Raw genomic sequence first — 16,003 nt, forward strand, 5'->3', positions numbered from 1 at the left:
CTCGCTCCCGCAGGTCGCCCCACTTTCGTCGGTTGCCTCGCTCCCGCAGGTCGCACCGCTCTCGTCGGTCGCTGTCGGCGCCCGTTAAAAATACGTCGCGTCGGAACCGCCGTCTCTGGCGTCAGTCGTCCTTCTGGCTCTTCTCGACGTCGACGTCCGCGAAGGCGACGTCGCGCTCGGTGACCTCGACGGTCATCTGCCCGACGTCCTCGATCTCGGCGTCGATGGTGTCGCCGCCCTCGATCGCGCTGACGCCCGCGGGCGTCCCGGTGGTGATGACGTCGCCGGCTTCGATGGTCGCGCCGATCGAGGCGTACTCGACGATGTCGCCGCAGCTGTAGATCATGCCGCCGGTGTTCTGTTGCTGTTTGGTCTCGCCGTTGAGCTGGAGTTCCATCTCGAGGTCGTGGGGGTCATCGAACTCGTCGGGCGTCGTGACGCAGGGGCCGATGACGGTGAACGTGTCGTAGGACTTCCGATTCGAGCGGTCCTGATCACCGCGAACCGAGACGTCGAGCAGGATCGTGTAGCCGAGAACCGCGTCCCAGGCGTCCTCGGCGTCGATGTCCTTGACGTCCTCGCCCATGACGAAGCCGAGTTCGATCTCGTGGTCGACGCGCCGGTCGTTGAACGGTAGTTCGATGCCATCGGCCGGGCCGACGACGCTCGAGGGGGCCTTGAGGAAGTAGCCCTTGTCCTCGATGGTGAACCACTCCTCGGTGACGATGTCCTTGTCGGCCAGCGCCTCCTCGACGTGGTTCTCGTAGTTCAGCGGCGCCGCGATCACCTTGCCGGGACGGCGGACCGGCGCCTCGATGGTTACCTCCTCGCGGTCGTAGTCGGCGTCCTCGCCCTCGTACTCGCTCGCGTCGAGGTCCTTGCGGGCGTACTCCTTGAGGGGGTCGTTCGTCTCGAGGCCGAGTCGGTCGGTGACGTCGACGATGCCGTCGTCGGTCAGCAGACCGAGCCGATCGTCGTTGAATCTGACGAGTCGCATGGTATGACAACCGCGACCCGACCACATAAAACATCCTTTCTCGGCTACCGACCGTCTCGAACGATCATTGAGGTTCTCTCGCAGTGAGGCGGTTCCGGAACGGACGCCGCGCCCGCGACCCGCAGCGGGCGCACACGGCTCAGGGGCCTCCAACACACTTATGGTATCGTTCGACGAACATACGCACATGGCACAGCAAGAACCAGAGGACCTCCTAGAGCTGAGTTCCGATACGCGGAGCCTCCTCGACCAGAACGATCTCCGCCCGCTCTGGGAAGTCGAAGACGACATGGGGAACCTCCTCGACGACCTCGAAGCGGACATCTGGAAGTGGGAGGACATCCAGGCCGCCATCGACGGCATCGAGGACGACGTGCCCATCGCCGATCTGCCGCCGGGGTTCCAGCGACGAGTCGCGGTGCCGATCAACGCCCAGAACGCGATTTCGAACACGATCTACGTCGGCGTCCAGACGGTCTCACCCGGGGAGACCGCTCCCGCCCACCGGCACGCCGCCAGTGCGCTTCGGTTCACCATCGACGGTCACGAGGACATGAAGACGGTCGTCGCCGGCGAGGAGTTCCCGATGCGCGACAACGACCTCGTCACGACGCCCCAGTGGGAGTGGCACGACCACGTCAACGACTCCGACGAAACCGCCGCGTGGCTCGACGTCCTCGACCTGCCGCTGTTCCTGGACACGCTGAACAACTCCCACGTCTTCGAGAACCACGAACTCGAGCGCCAGCCGGTCACGAAGACGCAGGGCTACTGGGACTCCCAGTACGGCCGCGGCCGACCCGAGGACGACGGCTCGGACGGCTCCATCCCCGGCCCGTTTCAGGGCAACAAGGAGCCGACGCCGCCGTACCGCTTCGGCTGGGACGAGATGCTCGAGGCGCTGCGCCAGCGGGCGGACAACGACGATCCGGACCCCCACGACGGGCACAGCCTCGCGTACATCAACCCGGCCACGGGCGAACCGCCGCTGTTCCCGACCATGTCCTTCCGGGCGCAACTGCTGAACGACGGCCCGACCGACCCCCACTTCCACAACGCCGTCGAGGTCTACTTCGTCATCGAGGGCGAGGGCGCGACCCACGTCGGCGACGAGGCCCTCGAGTGGGGGCAGTGGGACATCTTCGTCGTCCCGCCGGACGAGCCCCACCACCACGAACCCGACGACGAGGCGATCCTGCTGGGCATGACCGATCGACCGATCCTCGAGTCGATGAACTTCTACGCCGAAGCCGCGATCGACGAGTAACGCGATCGCGGTCCCGTTTTCGCGGTTTCGAGGGCGTCCGAGCCCGGCCGAACGGTTCCCGATTGGGTAATACTCTTATAGATTGTAGCCCATAGCATTCCCGTATGGCCGAGTTCGACAACCCGTACGTCGACGAGGATCCGTTCGTCCGAGCACACTTCGACTGTCTGGACTGCGGCGGCAAGCTCTGGGAGTACGCGATCCAGCGCCAGATGGTCTGCGAGGACTGTCGCGGCGTCTTCTCGTCCCAGCAGGTGTTCGACGCCAACATCGAACAGCCCGCGGACTGATTTTTCGGGTCGACTGCGTGGGACGGCCCCCGATTCCGGTATCCCAGCCCGGCGTCCCAGCGGCGCTTCTTCCACCGCAGGGACGTCAGAGGAACCGCTCGGTCCGCGTCGTCTCGTAGCCGTCGGCGATCGAGTCGAAGGCCTCGTCCACGGCGTCGACCGTCCACCCATCCTCGGCGACGCCGGTCCGGATCTGCCGGGGCTCCGAGAGGATGCCGATCTCGTCGCCGGCGGCGGTCACCGTGACGCCCGTCACGTCGGCTGCGGCCTCGCTCAGCAGGTAGACCGCGGCGGGGGCGACGTCCTCGGGCGGCATCTCCTCGCGCGTGTACGGGCGGTGCTCTTCGGGGATCGATTCGGTCATCCGCGTGTAGCCGTTCGGGACGAGCGCGTTGACGCGGACGTCCTGCCGGTGGAGTTCCGTCGAGGCCGCCCGGACGAAACCGAGGATCCCCGCGTTGGCGCTCGCGTACGCGAGTTGGCCGACGTTCCCGAGCGCGCCCCTGGAACTGACCGCAAGAACCGAGCGGTCTTCGGGCGGGTCATCGGTTTCGCGCCAGTGTCGGACCGCCGCCCGCAACAGCGTGAAGTTACTCCGGAGGTGCGTCCGCACGACGGCGTCCCAGTCCTCGTCGGAGAGGGTCCACGACATCCCGTCCCGGAGGATTCCCGCGAAGTTGGCAATCCCGTCCAGTCGGCCGAACGCCTCGAGCGCAGTCTCGACCGCCTCGGTCGCGTCGTCGGCGTCGGCCGCGTCGCCGAAGTGGGCGACCGCCGAGGCGCCGTCGATCTCACTCTCTATTTCCTCGGCGACCTCGCGGGCCGGCGCCGGGTCGGATCCCGTCCCGTCGACGGCGGTTCCCAGATCGGAGACGACGACGTTCGCCCCCTCGCGGGCCAGTTCCGTCGCCGTCTCGGCACCGAGTCCGTTGCCGCCGCCGACGACGAGGTACGCGGGATCGGTCACGCGGACCACCTCCGCTCGGCTGCGGTCGGTCTCCGCGTCCGCGTCCCGACCGTCGATCGCTCGACGATCGTCCGTCTCCCGACGGCGGGCGTACCGACGGGCGTCGGGTTCGTCGCGGTACTCTCCCGGGGTCGCGCAGTCGCGGGGCATCGATCGCTCATTGTCTCGGATCGTTCGCTCGATACGCGGCCGCCGATAATCATGGTTCGGGACCGAACCGGGACGTGGATTCCCGACTCGCTACGCCCGATCCGTCTCGTCGTCGTCTTCGTCGCAGACGAGCACGGGACGGGCGCTCTTCAGGATCACGGCGTGACGCTCCCGAACAGCGCCTTCCCCGTCGGCGAGCGCTTTCGACCGGCCAGGCAGATCAGGTCGACGTCGTGTTCCGCCGCGTGCTCGAGGACTTCCGCGGCCGGGTCGCCGCTGCGCTCCTCGAGGACGTATTCGATTCCGCGCTCGGAGAGCGCGCGTTCGACCGCCTTCGCCGCACCCAGTTGCTGGATCGTCGCGCCGTCCGGGTTTTCCGTGAAGACGTGGAGCACCCGGACCCGCATCGCGTCCGTCTCGACTGGAATGCCCGTGATCGTCGCGGCCTGCGCGAGGGCACGGGATTTGTGCTGATCGATCGCGAGTAGGACGTCGTACATAGGGGATGGTACGGGGACGGTCGTGATAAGCGCGTCTCGTGTTCCCACCGAGTGGTGACACCGGTCCGTCGTCCGATCCCTGCTCCTCGAGGCCGATTCGGATCCGGCCGCTGCCGGCGCAGCGGTCGATCGCTCGGTCACAATCTCCGCGATCAAGATCGTTTCAGCGACGCGGACCGCGGCGGAAATGGAATGGATTTACGTGATGGCGCTCGAGAATGGGCGTATGGTACTCGAAACGGATCTCGAAGACGCCGCAGCGAAGCGAGACGACCTCCCGGACGCCGACGAGGTGTACGACGAGGGCGAGGAAATTCCGATCACCGACGTGTTCGACGACGCCTTCGTCGCGGAGCGGACCGACTTCGAGACGTTCGACGAACTGGTCGCCGAGAGCCCCAGCGAGGCCACCTCGGCCGCGGACCTCGAGACGGTTCCCCACGGCGAGTGGGACGAGTTCGTCGCGGAGCGGACCGAGTTCGAGAACGAACAGGCGTTCGTGATGGCCGGCCGCGACCACTGGGTCGCCAAGCGACTGGACCTGGCCTGAACCGGCGCTCCTTTTCGCGCGACTCGCGTCCGAGCAGCCGAACGGCCGTTCGGAAATCGAACGCAGGATTGCAGTCTCGCGGCGAGAAAACGTCGAAAACGAGTGCGACTTCGATCCGGCCGGTGGCCGGTGGTCAGTAGCTCCCGGTCGACACGATCGGCGGGGCACCGTGGGGACCGTACGGCGCGTCGTCGAGCCACTCGCCGGCGGTCTCGAACTTGTCGGACATCGAGGCGGCGACCTCCTTCCGGAGGACCGTTACCGGATCGTCGCCCTGGAGGTACTCGAGGGCCTGTCCGGCCGCGCCGAGGTTGTATTCGGCGGCCTTCTCGCGGCGCGCCCCGTACAGTTCGACCTCGTCGCGGGCGACCGCGTCCGTGCGGGCGTCGAGCGCGACGGCGATGGCCGAGGCGGCCTCGTCGGCGTCGGCGATGCCGGAGTTCATCCCGCGGGCGCCGAAGGGCGCCAGCAGGTGGGCGGCCTCGCCGGCCAGCAGCACGCGTCGGTGATCGTCGACGAACGTGTCCGCCATCACCTGGAGGAAGTAGTACGAGGAGACCCACTTGAGGTTGTCCTCGTACTCCTCGCCCATGACGTCGCGGACGAACTCCCGCATCCGCTCGTCGCTGCTGAGTTCCTCGGGGTCGTCGTCCTCGATGCACTGGATGTCGAGGCGCCAGCCGCCGGTAAAGGGAACGAGCAGGACGTTCCGTCCGTCGGCTTCGGGCGCGTCGTAGTGGAACATCCGCTCGAGGTCCTCGTGACCGTCCTCGATCGCCTCGTCCTCGACGTCGGCGATGATGAAGGCGTTCTCGGACTGGTCGCCCTCGAAGTTCGCTCCGATCTCCTTGCGGACGGTCGAGCCGCCGCCGTCGGCGCCGACCAGGTACTCGGCCGACCACTCGCGGCCGTCGCTCGTTTCCACGTGGACGCCGTCGGCCGAGGAGTCGACGGTCTCGACTTCGGCTTCCCAGTGGATGTCGATCCCGACCTCGTCCAGCGCGTCGAGCATGTACTGCTCGGTGACGACCTGCGGGACGCTGGTGAAGTGGGGGATGTCGCCGGAGCCGCCGGGGGAATCGTACGTCCGGTTGAACACTTCCTTCCCCTTGTACAGGGTCCGTCGAGTCGGCCAGACGAGCCCCTCCTCGACGAGGTCGGTTCCCAGTCCGGGGTGGACTCGCTCGAGCGTGCGAAGCGTCGAGCCGTGGACGTAGATGGCCCGGCTCCCGGACCGATCCCGGTCTTCGGGTTCGGCCTCGAGAATCGTCGTCTCGACTCCTCGTGCGTGCAACGCTAGCGCCGCCGTCATGCCGACTGGTCCGGCACCGGCGATCAGTACCGGCGCGTCGGTCGTTTCACCGCTCATGGTACGCACTGACGAAGTACGGTGCCATAGTGTTTGTGGTGTCCACCGCTCGCGCCCCAGTAGATTACAAAATACGATTAGAGAAGATTCTATATTACGATAGGGGGATAAGCGTGCGGTATCACGTGATCTCCCGCCGCGTTCGGTCCCGAAATCGGCGCGAATCGCGGTGCTTCCGCGACAATGTCCGAAACGAGAGCGGCCGGAACGGCGATTCGCGCCTCGCGTTTCACATCAGCGAACGAACGCGGTATCCGGGATCGGCTCGGGCAGCGGATCAATGGTAGTAGTAGCGGGGAGGGGACGCTCAGCGGTGCTATCGGTCGCGGGTCGCCGGCGGTTTTTGGACAGCTGCGACCCGCTCGTCGGCCAGTGGTAACCGCATCTCTAGATCCATCTGGTTGGTGGCGGTCACGTCGAACCCGACCTTCTCGTAGACGGCGATCGCGCGGCGTTGCTCCCGGGAGACGTTGAGGTTCAGTTCGTCGTAGTTCCGATCGTCGGCGTAGGCGACGACCTGCTGTAGCAGTTCCGTGCCGATGCCGCGATCCTGGAACTCGGGGTGGACGAAGATGACGAACTCCGGGTCGGTGGCGTCGGCCGGGACGACGGCTACGTGGCCGACGACGTCGTCGCCGAGCGTCGCGAGCAGGTTCCAGCCGTCGGCCGCGAGTCCGTGAATCCACCGCTCGAGGGTCTCCCGTCTGCTCGGTGGGAGCCCCATCGTCGACGTCTGGATGGACTCGTACATCGCGACCAGCGCGTCGTACCGGTCGGGATCGTACGGGCGAATCAACAGGGCCGTACCCTGCCGATCGACGAACCGCGGGCAGCGGGGCGGACAGTACTCGGTCCCCTCGCACCCGGTGTTGTCCCAGCCAGTACACGCGTTTGCAGTCATACGAGACGGATAGGTTGCCAGCCACTCGTCGTTTTGCACGAACCTGTTCGGTCGACCGGTCGTCGGCAGTCCTCTCGGTACGGCTAACGCCGGCCGAACCTTCTATGCGCTCGACGGCGTACGAGCGGGTGACCCATGAGCGACAGTTTTCGCGTCGGGCTGATCGTCCCGAGTTCGAACGTCACGATGGAGACGGAGATTCCGGCGATGCTGCGAGCGCGGCCGGACCACTACGGCGAGACGTTCACCTTCCACTCCAGTCGCATGCGGATGCAAAGCGTCACGCAGGAGGAACTCGAGCGCATGGACGAACAGTCCGAGGACTGTGCGACCCTGCTGTCGGACGCCCGCTGTGACGTCCTCGCCTACGCGTGTCTCATCGGGATCATGGCGCAGGGACCGGGCTACCACGAGGAGAGCGAGTCGACGCTCCACCAGCGGACCGTCGAGAACGACGCCGACGCGCCCGTCGTGACCAGCGCCGGCGCGCTCGTCCGCGCCCTCGAGCGCCTGGAGGCCGAGGAGATCGCGCTGATCGCGCCGTACGTCGAGGAGCTCACGCAGACGGTGATCGACTACTTCGAGAGTGCCGGCGTCGACGTAATCGACTACGAGACCCTCGAGTGTCCCGACAACCTCGAGGTCGCCCAGTTGGACCAGCGGAACCTCGTGAGCATCGCGGACGACCTCGACACCGACGCCGCCGACGCCCTCGTCCTCTCGTCGTGCGTCCAGATGCCGTCGCTGAACGCGATCCAGGCCGCGGAGGACCGGTTCGGCCTGCCGGTCTTCTCCGCGGCGACCGCGACCACCTACGAGATCCTCGACCACCTCGAGGTCAGCACCCAGGTACCCGGTGCGGGGCGACTCCTATCCGGCGGCCTCAACCGGTGATCGGTGGCATCTCCAGGGCCTCGACGCGGTTCCAGGATCGAGCGCTTCCGCGCGGTCGGATCAGCTGGCGACCGCGATAGCGGATCAGTAACGCTTCGTTGACAAATCCTAAGTACTGATTGTCCTCGAGACGGGCGTCTCGAGCGGGGAGCAGGAACGGTGGATCGAATTTGCAGCGGAACGATATCGTCTAAATACGGGAACAGACATTACAACCATCGACTAGCAAATATACTATATTACAATCGACTATTATATCGGATAGAAGTAGGGTTAGTGTAATTCATTCCAGAATCTGACTAGTGAAATAGCGTGTCACACGGATGAACAGACTGCATTCGTCCAGAATTTACGACGGTATGGACGTGATGACGGGTTCGGTCTCGGCCCGCTGTCTGTGCGTCTCGAGGACTGCCCGAGAGGGTGAACCACGACCGTCGGTAACGGACCTCGAGACGGCCAGCGAGGCCGCGATCGGCGCGGGACCGGGCCGCCGGTATTTGATATGAGCAAAAGAGTATTGCGCTTTGAATCCATACGTAAGCGCATGAGTTCGGACGACGACTCACGGCGGATTCGATCCGCGGACAGGGTGTTCGATATCCTCGAGCACCTGCGGGCGACGGGCGGGTCGACGGTCTCGGCCACCGCCGAGGCCGTCGGACTCTCGCCGGGGACCGCTCACACCTACCTCTCGACGCTCGAGTCCCGCGGCGTCGTCCGGAAGGACGACGGGGCGTATCGGCTCGGCCTCGAGTTGCTGCCCTACGGGGATCACGTTCGCATTCAGAACGAACTCTACCGCGCGGCCAAGGCGGAGATCCACCGGCTGGCCCACGATACCGACGCCTGCGCACACCTCATGACGGAGCACGACGGTCGACTGCTCGTGCTCCAGGAGGCCTTCGGCGAGAACGCGATCGGGACGGACTTTCACCCGCAAAAACGGGACAGTCCCCAGTCCCTCCTGCACTGCACCGCCGCGGGGAAGGCGATCCTCGCCCACCTCCCCGACTACCGCGTCGCGCAGATTATCGAGGACCACGGCCTCGTCTCCTACACGTCGTCGACGATCACGGACGAGTCCGAACTGGTCGCCGAACTCGAGGCCGTCAGGGAGCGCGGCTTCGCGCTGAACGATCAGGAGCACATGCAGGGGCTCCGCGGCGTCGGGACGCCGATCCGGTACGACGGCGGGCGCGTCCTCGGTGCGATCAGCCTCTCGGGGTCCGCGAGCAACTGGAGCGGCGCCCGATTCCGGGAAGCGTTGTCGGAGAAGGTCATGCGAGCCGCGAACGCCATCGAGGTGAACCTGCACTCGAACCGCTCCGACGCGGATCGACCGTCAGTTTGATACGCTCAATTCCGTTCCTCGCGACGGGCGTCAGGTATTCGCGCTACTCGGTCGCGTTCGTCCGTCTCCGCCGACTAGTCTTACACACGTATGCTTGTCAAATACCACCCCTCGATCCCTCGAGATGGCGGTTTCGAACGGCTTTGATTACTTCAAACCAACCGCGAGAACGCCGAGCGCGGCTATAATTAGCCACCGATGCCGGAAGCTCGTTCCGTGGAGTACAGCTATATACGCCGATACGGCGGTTGTACGACCATGCTCGAGCCGGACGAGAGCCAACCGAGACAGGAGACGTTAGACCAGTATTACGTCATCGACGGCGACTGCCACTACATGGAGTCGTTCCACGACGTCGCCGAGTACATGGAGGAGCCCTGGAAGACGAAGTTCGAGGGCAGCAACTTCGACGAGAAGGGGGCGAAACAGAACCTCAGTTCCTTCTTCCCCTTCTCGACCGGCGACCGACAGGCCCACGGGAAGGTCACCCGCGAGCACTCCTCGTACCCCGACGAGCCCGAGACGCCCGAGCGCATCCGCGAGGGAATGGAGTCGATCGGCGTCGACGAGACGCTGCTGATCTCGCATCTGATCCTCGCCGGCGCGGGGACGACCGCGGACGACGACCGTCAGAGCGCGTTCGCGAAGGCCTACGTCGAGTACATGCGGGAGGAGGTCCTCGATCCGGACGACGGGATCCACGGCCTCGCACCGATTCCGTACGGCGACCTCGAGGCGTCCCACGAGATCCTCGACCGGGTCGGGGACGACGACGCCTACGTCGGCGCCTGTTTCGTCACCGCCGGCGCGACCCCGCCGCTGGGCAACCGCAAGTACGACCCGCTCTACGAACGCTGCGAGGAACTGGGTCTTCCGGCGGTGTTCCACACCGGCGGCGCCGGCCTCGACGAGTACGTCCGCGCCGGCTACCAGGAGATGATCGAGACGCACACGCTGGGCTTCCTCGAGTCGAACATGTCCCAGATCGTCAGCCTCGTCTGTCAGGGCGTTCCGGAGAAGTTCCCGGATCTGGACATCGTCTTCATGGAATCGGGCGTCACCTACCTCCCCGGCCTGATGACGCGTCTCGACGAGGAGTACCTCAAGCGGCCCGAGGAGGCGCCGCTGCTCGAGAAGAAGCCCGGCGAGTACATCTCCGACTTCTACTACGGCACGCAGCCGCTGGAGGTGTCGGCCGACTCGAGCTACCTCGAGGACTGCTTCGACATGATCGGGACGGACAGCCTGCTGTACGCCTCGGACTACCCCCACTGGGACTACGACCGGCCGACGACGGTCGCGGACCTCCCCTTCCTCTCCGAGGACGAGAAGAAGCAGATCCTCTCGGAGAACGCCAAGGAGGTGTTCGGTCTGTGAGCACCGCGGAACTGATCGAGGTGAAACCCGAAGCCGAGTTCGAGGACGGCGACCGCGAACTCGTCGAGGTAAACGGCGCGCAGGTCGGCGTCCTCCGGGTCGACGGGGAGTTCTACGCGGTCCGGAACCGATGTCTCCACGACTGCGGGCCGGTCGCGAGCGGCAAAGTCGGCCGGAAACTCGTCGGCGAGTTCGTCGAACCGGGTAAGCGCGTCGAGAAGGATTACGCCGACGACGAGAAGATCATCTCCTGTCCGTGGCACGGCTGGTCGTACGACCTCGAGACGGGCGAACAGCTCGCCGACGACGACATCGTCCTGCCGACCTACGACGTCGTCCTCGAGGACGGCGTCGTCTACGTGGACGGCCAGCGGTCCTGAATCGGTTCGTACACCTGCGTTCGATGCCCGGACCGTTCGAGCGATCCGCAGGGCTGACCGCGGAACTCCGTGACGGGTCCGTCTCAGGCGATGTCGTGACGGCCTCGGCGTGGGCGGGAATCCGTTTCGCCCCTCGGAGGGTGAATGTGCAGGTAATCCGATCATAAGTGATCGATAATGGGATCTTGGCTTCTCTCGACCGTTTCGGGTGGAGGCACAACGATCTCCCAGTAGATGGGCGGAATCCAGTGGTTTATTCGGGCGAATGCCGCTTCGAATCGAGCTTGCTGGCGATCGGTCGACTTCTTTCGAACCGCTGAGTAAGAGAAACGTACAGTATTATATTTCTTTGGTAGATCCGAGTCCATATACTGATTACAACTCGTGGCGATATCGGGGATACTGATTCTATTGGTCGACCGATATCGCTCGAGGCGTCGGCCGCAGACGTGACGGCGTGGACCGTTCGAGTCGCTGCCGGCGCTCGATCCGAGGTGCCGTCGGCGTCGACAGTGACGATCTGCGAAACGAAGTTCGAGTAGGAGCCGGCGTTCGCGATCTAGATCAGACCGACGGCGGCGGCCCCGTGAGTCAGTCCGGCGGCGATGGGAACGAGCAGTGCGGTCCGGAGCACCAGCAGGATGCCGAGATCGCGGAATCGCATGGGCACGTCGTCGAACATGTCGACCATCATCGGCGCCGACGCGGCGAAGAAGATCGCCTGCGAACTGGTGACGATCACGACGAACACCTGCGTGAGGAGGTCGGCTTCGACGACGAGCGTCGCTCCGATGAAGTACTCGGCACCGCCGACGATGACCGCCGTCGCGGCCGTCTGCGGGTCCGGAATTCCGAGGATCGTCATCAGGGGAACGAACGGCCCCGCGAGGTACGCGAAGACGTCCGTGTACGCCTCGAGCAGGAGCACGGACGTCGCGATCGTCAGCACCGTTCCGAGGATCATCGCGGTGAGTTTCGTGCCGTCGACGAAGCCGTCGACCGCCGCGCGGGGGATCGATTTCCCCTCTTCCGCGGTTCTGACGCCCTCGTTGAAGGCGAATCGGAAGTAGTCGGTGACGGACCCGGTGAACATCGGCTCCGGATCGGGTTCGGCGATGTACTCCTCGGGGATCGTCGAGAGCGGCGGGATCCGGACGAGGATCGCGGCGACGATGAGCGTCGCGATCAGGTACAGCAGGATGAGGACCGGGAAGATGTGGAGCACGTCGAGCACGGCGGCGACCGCGCCGACCGTCCCGAGGTTAGCGGTGGCGAAACAGGTGCAGATCACGAACACCTCGCGCTTGTTGTAGCCGCCGCGGTCGAAGACGTTCCGCGTGAGGTAGTAGCCGATGCTGAACGAACCGAGCCACGACGCGGCGCTGTCGAGGGCCGATCGACCGGGCAGATTGAACAGCGGACGCATGATCGGCTGGGCCAGCGTGCCGATGAACTGGAGGCCGCCGAGTTCGGCGAGCAGATTGACGAAGATGCCGCCGAGGGGAATCACGAGTACGATCGTGATCATGAGCACGTCCCAGGCGGTTGCCGAGACGGGACCCGCGACCAGCCAGTCGGGACCGACTCCGAGGAACATCGGGACGGCGAGGAAGATCGCGATCACGCGGAACGCCCAGAACGGCTTCGAGGTCTGCCAGTAATCGATCTGGAGTCGCCGTTGATTGCGTTCGCTCAGCGTGATCGCGCCCATGTAGTGGAGCATCGTGACCGTCGTCAGGATCGCGCCGGCGAACAGGATCGCCAGCGTGAACAGTTCGACGGTGAGCAACGACGTCTCCGTGATGAGCGACATCAGGACGTCGAGCGGGATCGTCGTCTGGCCTTCCCACTGCACCGGGAAGAGGAAGAAGAACGCGCCGGTCAGAAAGGCGACGACGAATTTCGCCGTCGGCTGAAGGCGTTTTTCGACGAGGTTCACGTCGTCGATCGACTTTTTCTCGGGTTGTACGGACTCTCCCGAGATGTGATCGTCATCCTCCCAGCTTTGACTGCCGAACATAGTTCGAGCGATTGTGGCATGGGACATAAAAACACCGATCATATGTCGGTTTCCGTACTACTGTAATGATAATAACGTATATGCTATTACGCCCTGTCTCGGCGAAACCATGCTCGAAACCGACTCCAGTGACGAAAACGGCGTCAGTCAGGGACTCCAGCGTGTTCGCCTTGGGTCGTCGCCCGGCGATCGCGTCGCCGGCCACGATACAGCGTGAGCGAGAGGCCGAGAGGGGATCTGCTGCAGGTCGAGCTATCGGAACGGTCGCTAGTCGAACCCATCGGAACCGGCCGAAAAAGCGCTCGCGGACGAGGACGACGGATCGAACGCCCCCGCGACGGCGATCGTCACTCGGTCGTACTCAGCAACACCGGACGCTTCGATTTCAGGGACACGTCCTGGGTGACGCTCCCGAACAGCGCCTTCCCCGTCGGCGACCGCTTCCGGCCGGCCAGGCTGATCACGTCCGCATCGATTTCGTCGGCCATCTCCAGAATGTTCCGGACGGCGTCCCCGCTGGACTGGTCGATCTCGACAGTAAAACCCGCCGCCTCGAGTCGCTCGGTCGCTTCCGAGACGGATTTGAGTTTCTCGGCGTCTGCTCCGTCGTCGCCTCGGAAGACGTGGTAGATGACTACGCGGACCTGATCCGTCTCCAGTGGCAACGCGGTGAGCGACGCGGCCTGTTCTCTCGCCCGTTCGACCTCAGTGTCGATGCAGAGGAGTATCGTTTTCATGGTGGTCTACCCCGTCACGGTCGGCAGTGCGACCGACGCGCTGTCCGACCGTCCGGGAATCGTCTAGTCTGGCCTTTCCTTCCCATCGTTATATGAGTTTCCGTCACGCGCTGTCACACCACGCTGCCGTGCTGCGGTGCTGGTCGCGGCGCCGACGGCCGATTCGGAGACCGGCGACTCGAGTCCCGCCACAGGGCCGCCGCGATGACGCTCCCGGGCAGCGTAGTTTTTTGTATTCGCCCGTCCCACGGGTGGGTATGCCAACCACTACCGACGAGAGCGGCGACGACCTCGCGGCCCTCGTCGCGGACCTCCTGGTACGCGACGCGGACGCCCACGCGGACGCGCTCGAGGCCATCGCCGCGACGGGCGACGACCGCGTCGTGCCCCACCTGATCGAGGTGCTGATGATCCACGAGATCGGGAGCAACTGGGCCCAGTTCGGTTTCCCGGAAGTCCTGCGGGACCACAGCCCGCCCCGGTACCTCGAGTTGCCGGAGGCCCGCTGGCCGGGCGTCCGGGCGGCCCTCCGGGCCGTCGCCGAACCCGATTACGACTCGGCGTACGCGTGGGTCGAGTGGGAGACGTGGTACTCCCAGCAGGCGATCGACCCCCTCGAGGGGTTCGACGAGTGGAAACTGCAACTGTACCGCTCGTACCTTCCGCCGGTGGGACGCCTGCTCGACGCCGAGCCGCGGTCGTTCGACCTGCAGGACGTTCGCTGGGGGAACTGCGATCCCTCCTTCCTCGCCGCGTGTAACGAACCGGACTTCGTTCCCGGCGACGCCGTCACGGCGGACGGCGAGAGCAATGACGCCGAGAAGGGGGGAGACGACGGCGAGTACGAACGGTACCTCCAGCCGGACGACACCGTCTTCGGCTTCACCGTCGACGACACCGCTTACGCCGTGCCCCGGTGGGTGCTCTTCCCCCACGAACTCGCGAACGTCACGGTCGGGGGGACGCCGCTCTCGCTCACCTACTGTACGCTCTGTAACGCGCCGATCCTGTACGATCGGCGCGACGGCGACCGAACGCTGACGTTCTCGAGTACGGGGATGCTCCTCGAGGGGAACAAGGTCATGTTCGACGAGGAGACGGAGAGCCTCTGGAGCCAACACCGCGGCGTCCCCATCGCGGGTGACTACCTCGCCAGCGACGCCGATCTGCGACTCGATTTCCGCCCCGTCACGCGGACGACGTGGGCCGAGTGGCGCGAGGTCCACCCCGAGAGCCTCGCGATGGATATCGACACCGGCTACGACTACGACTACCGGTTCTACGAGGACAACATCGGCTTCTTCCGCCACTACTGGAACGACGCGGACGCCGTCCAGCCGGGCCTCGAGACCGGCGACGGCCAACTCCCGGAGAAGACGGACGTCTACGGCGTGACGACCGACGGGGGATCGACGATCCGGGTCTACCCCGTCGACGAAATCGGCGACGACGCCGTCGAGACCGACGAACTAGGCGGACGATCGGTCGTCGTGCTCCGGGACGCGACGGACGACGTCGCCGTCTACGAGGCGCCGCCGACGCCGGTCGAGCGCGACGGCGACGCCCTCGTCGCCGACGACGGGACGCGCTGGCGGATCACGCGCGAGGCGCTCGTCAGCGAGGCCGACGGGTCGGAGCGGCCGCGAGTATCGGGCCGCCACGGCCTGTTCTTCGCGTTCCGGTCGCAGTACGACGCCGTCGAGGTCGGGCCGAACTGAGCCGGCCTAGGCGCCGTTTTCCAGCGCGTCGCGCAGGTCGTCGGGGATGGGGACGCCGCTGTCGCCGTCGACGGGGACGCAGACGCGGTACTCGGTCCCGCTGAAGACCGCCTCGCCGTCGTGGGTCGCCCGGTAGTGAAACTGGACGCTCGAGTTCCCGACGTCCGTCTCGAGTTCGATCTCGACCTCGTCGCCGCCGCCGACCTGCCCTTCGAAGTCGAAGTCCATCGAGACGAGTGGGAGTCCGACGCCGTGCTCCTCGGTCAGTTCCCAGAACGGCCAGCCGATCTCTTCCATGAACATGTCCGAGGTCTCGTGGACCGCGTCGATCATCCGCGGATAGTGGGCGATGCCGAACGGGTCGGTGTCCGAAAACCGGACGGTCCAGGTTCGCGTGAAACTCATCGTGATATGCGGAACCGACTGGTGGAGATGGTATAAAGCTACTGCCGAATTCCGCGACCCCCGTTCGATCGCCGAACGAGTGGTAGTCGGGCGTTCTCGAGGGGTTGGACCCGCTATTTCGAGAATT

Annotated in this window: 16 protein-coding genes; 8 read left to right on the plus strand and 8 right to left on the minus strand. The window is 65.3% G+C overall.

Annotation, left to right across the window (positions count from 1 at the left end; all coding sequences use genetic code 11):
* Positions 1-121: 121 nt before the first annotated feature.
* Positions 122-997, minus strand: coding sequence for a fumarylacetoacetate hydrolase family protein (locus J0X25_RS28510; protein ID WP_207287245.1), 876 nt, complete (start codon positions 995-997; stop codon positions 122-124).
* A gap of 187 nt (positions 998-1,184) precedes the next feature.
* On the opposite strand from J0X25_RS28510, the gene J0X25_RS28515 reads away from it, so the two are divergent.
* Both J0X25_RS28515 and J0X25_RS28520 read left to right on the plus strand, forming a co-directional pair.
* The gene (locus J0X25_RS28515) at positions 1,185-2,264 is read left to right on the plus strand and encodes a cupin domain-containing protein (RefSeq protein ID WP_207287246.1); all 1,080 of its coding nucleotides are present in this window, start codon (positions 1,185-1,187) and stop codon (positions 2,262-2,264) included.
* Between the two features lie 104 nt (positions 2,265-2,368).
* Entirely contained in the window at positions 2,369-2,554 is a 186-nt protein-coding gene (locus J0X25_RS28520; RefSeq protein ID WP_207287247.1) for a hypothetical protein, read from the plus strand.
* Positions 2,555-2,639: 85 nt separating this feature from the next.
* Here the strand turns inward: J0X25_RS28520 and J0X25_RS28525 are convergent, their stop codons facing one another.
* Together J0X25_RS28525 and J0X25_RS28530 are read right to left on the minus strand one after the other, a co-directional pair.
* Positions 2,640-3,671, minus strand: a complete 1,032-nt coding sequence (locus J0X25_RS28525; RefSeq protein ID WP_225896640.1) for an SDR family oxidoreductase — start codon at positions 3,669-3,671, stop codon at positions 2,640-2,642.
* A gap of 155 nt (positions 3,672-3,826) precedes the next feature.
* Positions 3,827-4,171, minus strand: coding sequence for a universal stress protein (locus J0X25_RS28530; RefSeq protein ID WP_225896641.1), 345 nt, complete (start codon positions 4,169-4,171; stop codon positions 3,827-3,829).
* A gap of 226 nt (positions 4,172-4,397) precedes the next feature.
* Here J0X25_RS28530 and J0X25_RS28535 point away from each other — a divergent pair, with 226 nt between their 5' ends.
* The gene (locus tag J0X25_RS28535; RefSeq protein WP_207287248.1) at positions 4,398-4,721 is read left to right on the plus strand and encodes a hypothetical protein; all 324 of its coding nucleotides are present in this window, start codon (positions 4,398-4,400) and stop codon (positions 4,719-4,721) included.
* Positions 4,722-4,854: 133 nt separating this feature from the next.
* Here the strand turns inward: J0X25_RS28535 and J0X25_RS28540 are convergent, their stop codons facing one another.
* Positions 4,855-6,090: an FAD-dependent monooxygenase gene (locus J0X25_RS28540; RefSeq protein WP_207287249.1), complete on the minus strand. Its 1,236-nt coding sequence runs from the start codon at positions 6,088-6,090 to the stop codon at positions 4,855-4,857.
* A 316-nt stretch (positions 6,091-6,406) separates the two neighbouring features.
* A complete protein-coding gene (locus J0X25_RS28545; RefSeq protein ID WP_207287250.1) occupies positions 6,407-6,991 on the minus strand; it encodes a GNAT family N-acetyltransferase in 585 nt (194 codons plus the stop codon).
* A 135-nt stretch (positions 6,992-7,126) separates the two neighbouring features.
* Between J0X25_RS28545 and J0X25_RS28550 the strand changes: the two genes are divergently transcribed.
* The 4 genes from J0X25_RS28550 to J0X25_RS28565 all read left to right on the plus strand — a co-directional run bounded on the left by J0X25_RS28550 (position 7,127) and on the right by J0X25_RS28565 (position 10,996).
* On the plus strand, positions 7,127-7,885 hold the full coding sequence (locus J0X25_RS28550) for a maleate cis-trans isomerase family protein (protein WP_207287251.1): 759 nt from the start codon (positions 7,127-7,129) through the stop codon (positions 7,883-7,885).
* 547 nt (positions 7,886-8,432) lie between these two features.
* Positions 8,433-9,239 (plus strand): IclR family transcriptional regulator, encoded by an 807-nt coding sequence (locus J0X25_RS28555; RefSeq protein WP_207287252.1) that lies wholly within the window; start codon positions 8,433-8,435, stop codon positions 9,237-9,239.
* Positions 9,240-9,497: 258 nt separating this feature from the next.
* A complete protein-coding gene (locus tag J0X25_RS28560; protein WP_207287253.1) occupies positions 9,498-10,616 on the plus strand; it encodes an amidohydrolase family protein in 1,119 nt (372 codons plus the stop codon).
* Positions 10,613-10,996, plus strand: a complete 384-nt coding sequence (locus J0X25_RS28565) for a Rieske (2Fe-2S) protein (protein WP_207287254.1) — start codon at positions 10,613-10,615, stop codon at positions 10,994-10,996. The genes J0X25_RS28560 and J0X25_RS28565 overlap by 4 nt, the downstream gene beginning before the upstream one ends.
* 559 nt (positions 10,997-11,555) lie before the next feature.
* On the opposite strand, the gene J0X25_RS28570 is transcribed toward J0X25_RS28565, so the two are convergent.
* Together J0X25_RS28570 and J0X25_RS28575 are read right to left on the minus strand one after the other, a co-directional pair.
* Positions 11,556-13,016, minus strand: coding sequence for a YjiH family protein (locus tag J0X25_RS28570; RefSeq protein WP_207287255.1), 1,461 nt, complete (start codon positions 13,014-13,016; stop codon positions 11,556-11,558).
* 347 nt (positions 13,017-13,363) lie between these two features.
* Positions 13,364-13,753, minus strand: coding sequence for a universal stress protein (locus J0X25_RS28575; RefSeq protein WP_207287256.1), 390 nt, complete (start codon positions 13,751-13,753; stop codon positions 13,364-13,366).
* Between the two features lie 257 nt (positions 13,754-14,010).
* On the opposite strand from J0X25_RS28575, the gene J0X25_RS28580 reads away from it, so the two are divergent.
* On the plus strand, positions 14,011-15,471 hold the full coding sequence (locus J0X25_RS28580; protein WP_207287257.1) for a DUF3179 domain-containing (seleno)protein: 1,461 nt from the start codon (positions 14,011-14,013) through the stop codon (positions 15,469-15,471).
* Between the two features lie 6 nt (positions 15,472-15,477).
* On the opposite strand, the gene J0X25_RS28585 is transcribed toward J0X25_RS28580, so the two are convergent.
* Entirely contained in the window at positions 15,478-15,876 is a 399-nt protein-coding gene (locus J0X25_RS28585) for an acyl-CoA thioesterase (protein WP_207287258.1), read from the minus strand.
* Positions 15,877-16,003: the final 127 nt, after the last annotated feature.

This window comes from Haloterrigena alkaliphila, from assembly GCF_017352155.2.
Classification (GTDB): domain Archaea; phylum Halobacteriota; class Halobacteria; order Halobacteriales; family Natrialbaceae; genus Haloterrigena; species Haloterrigena alkaliphila.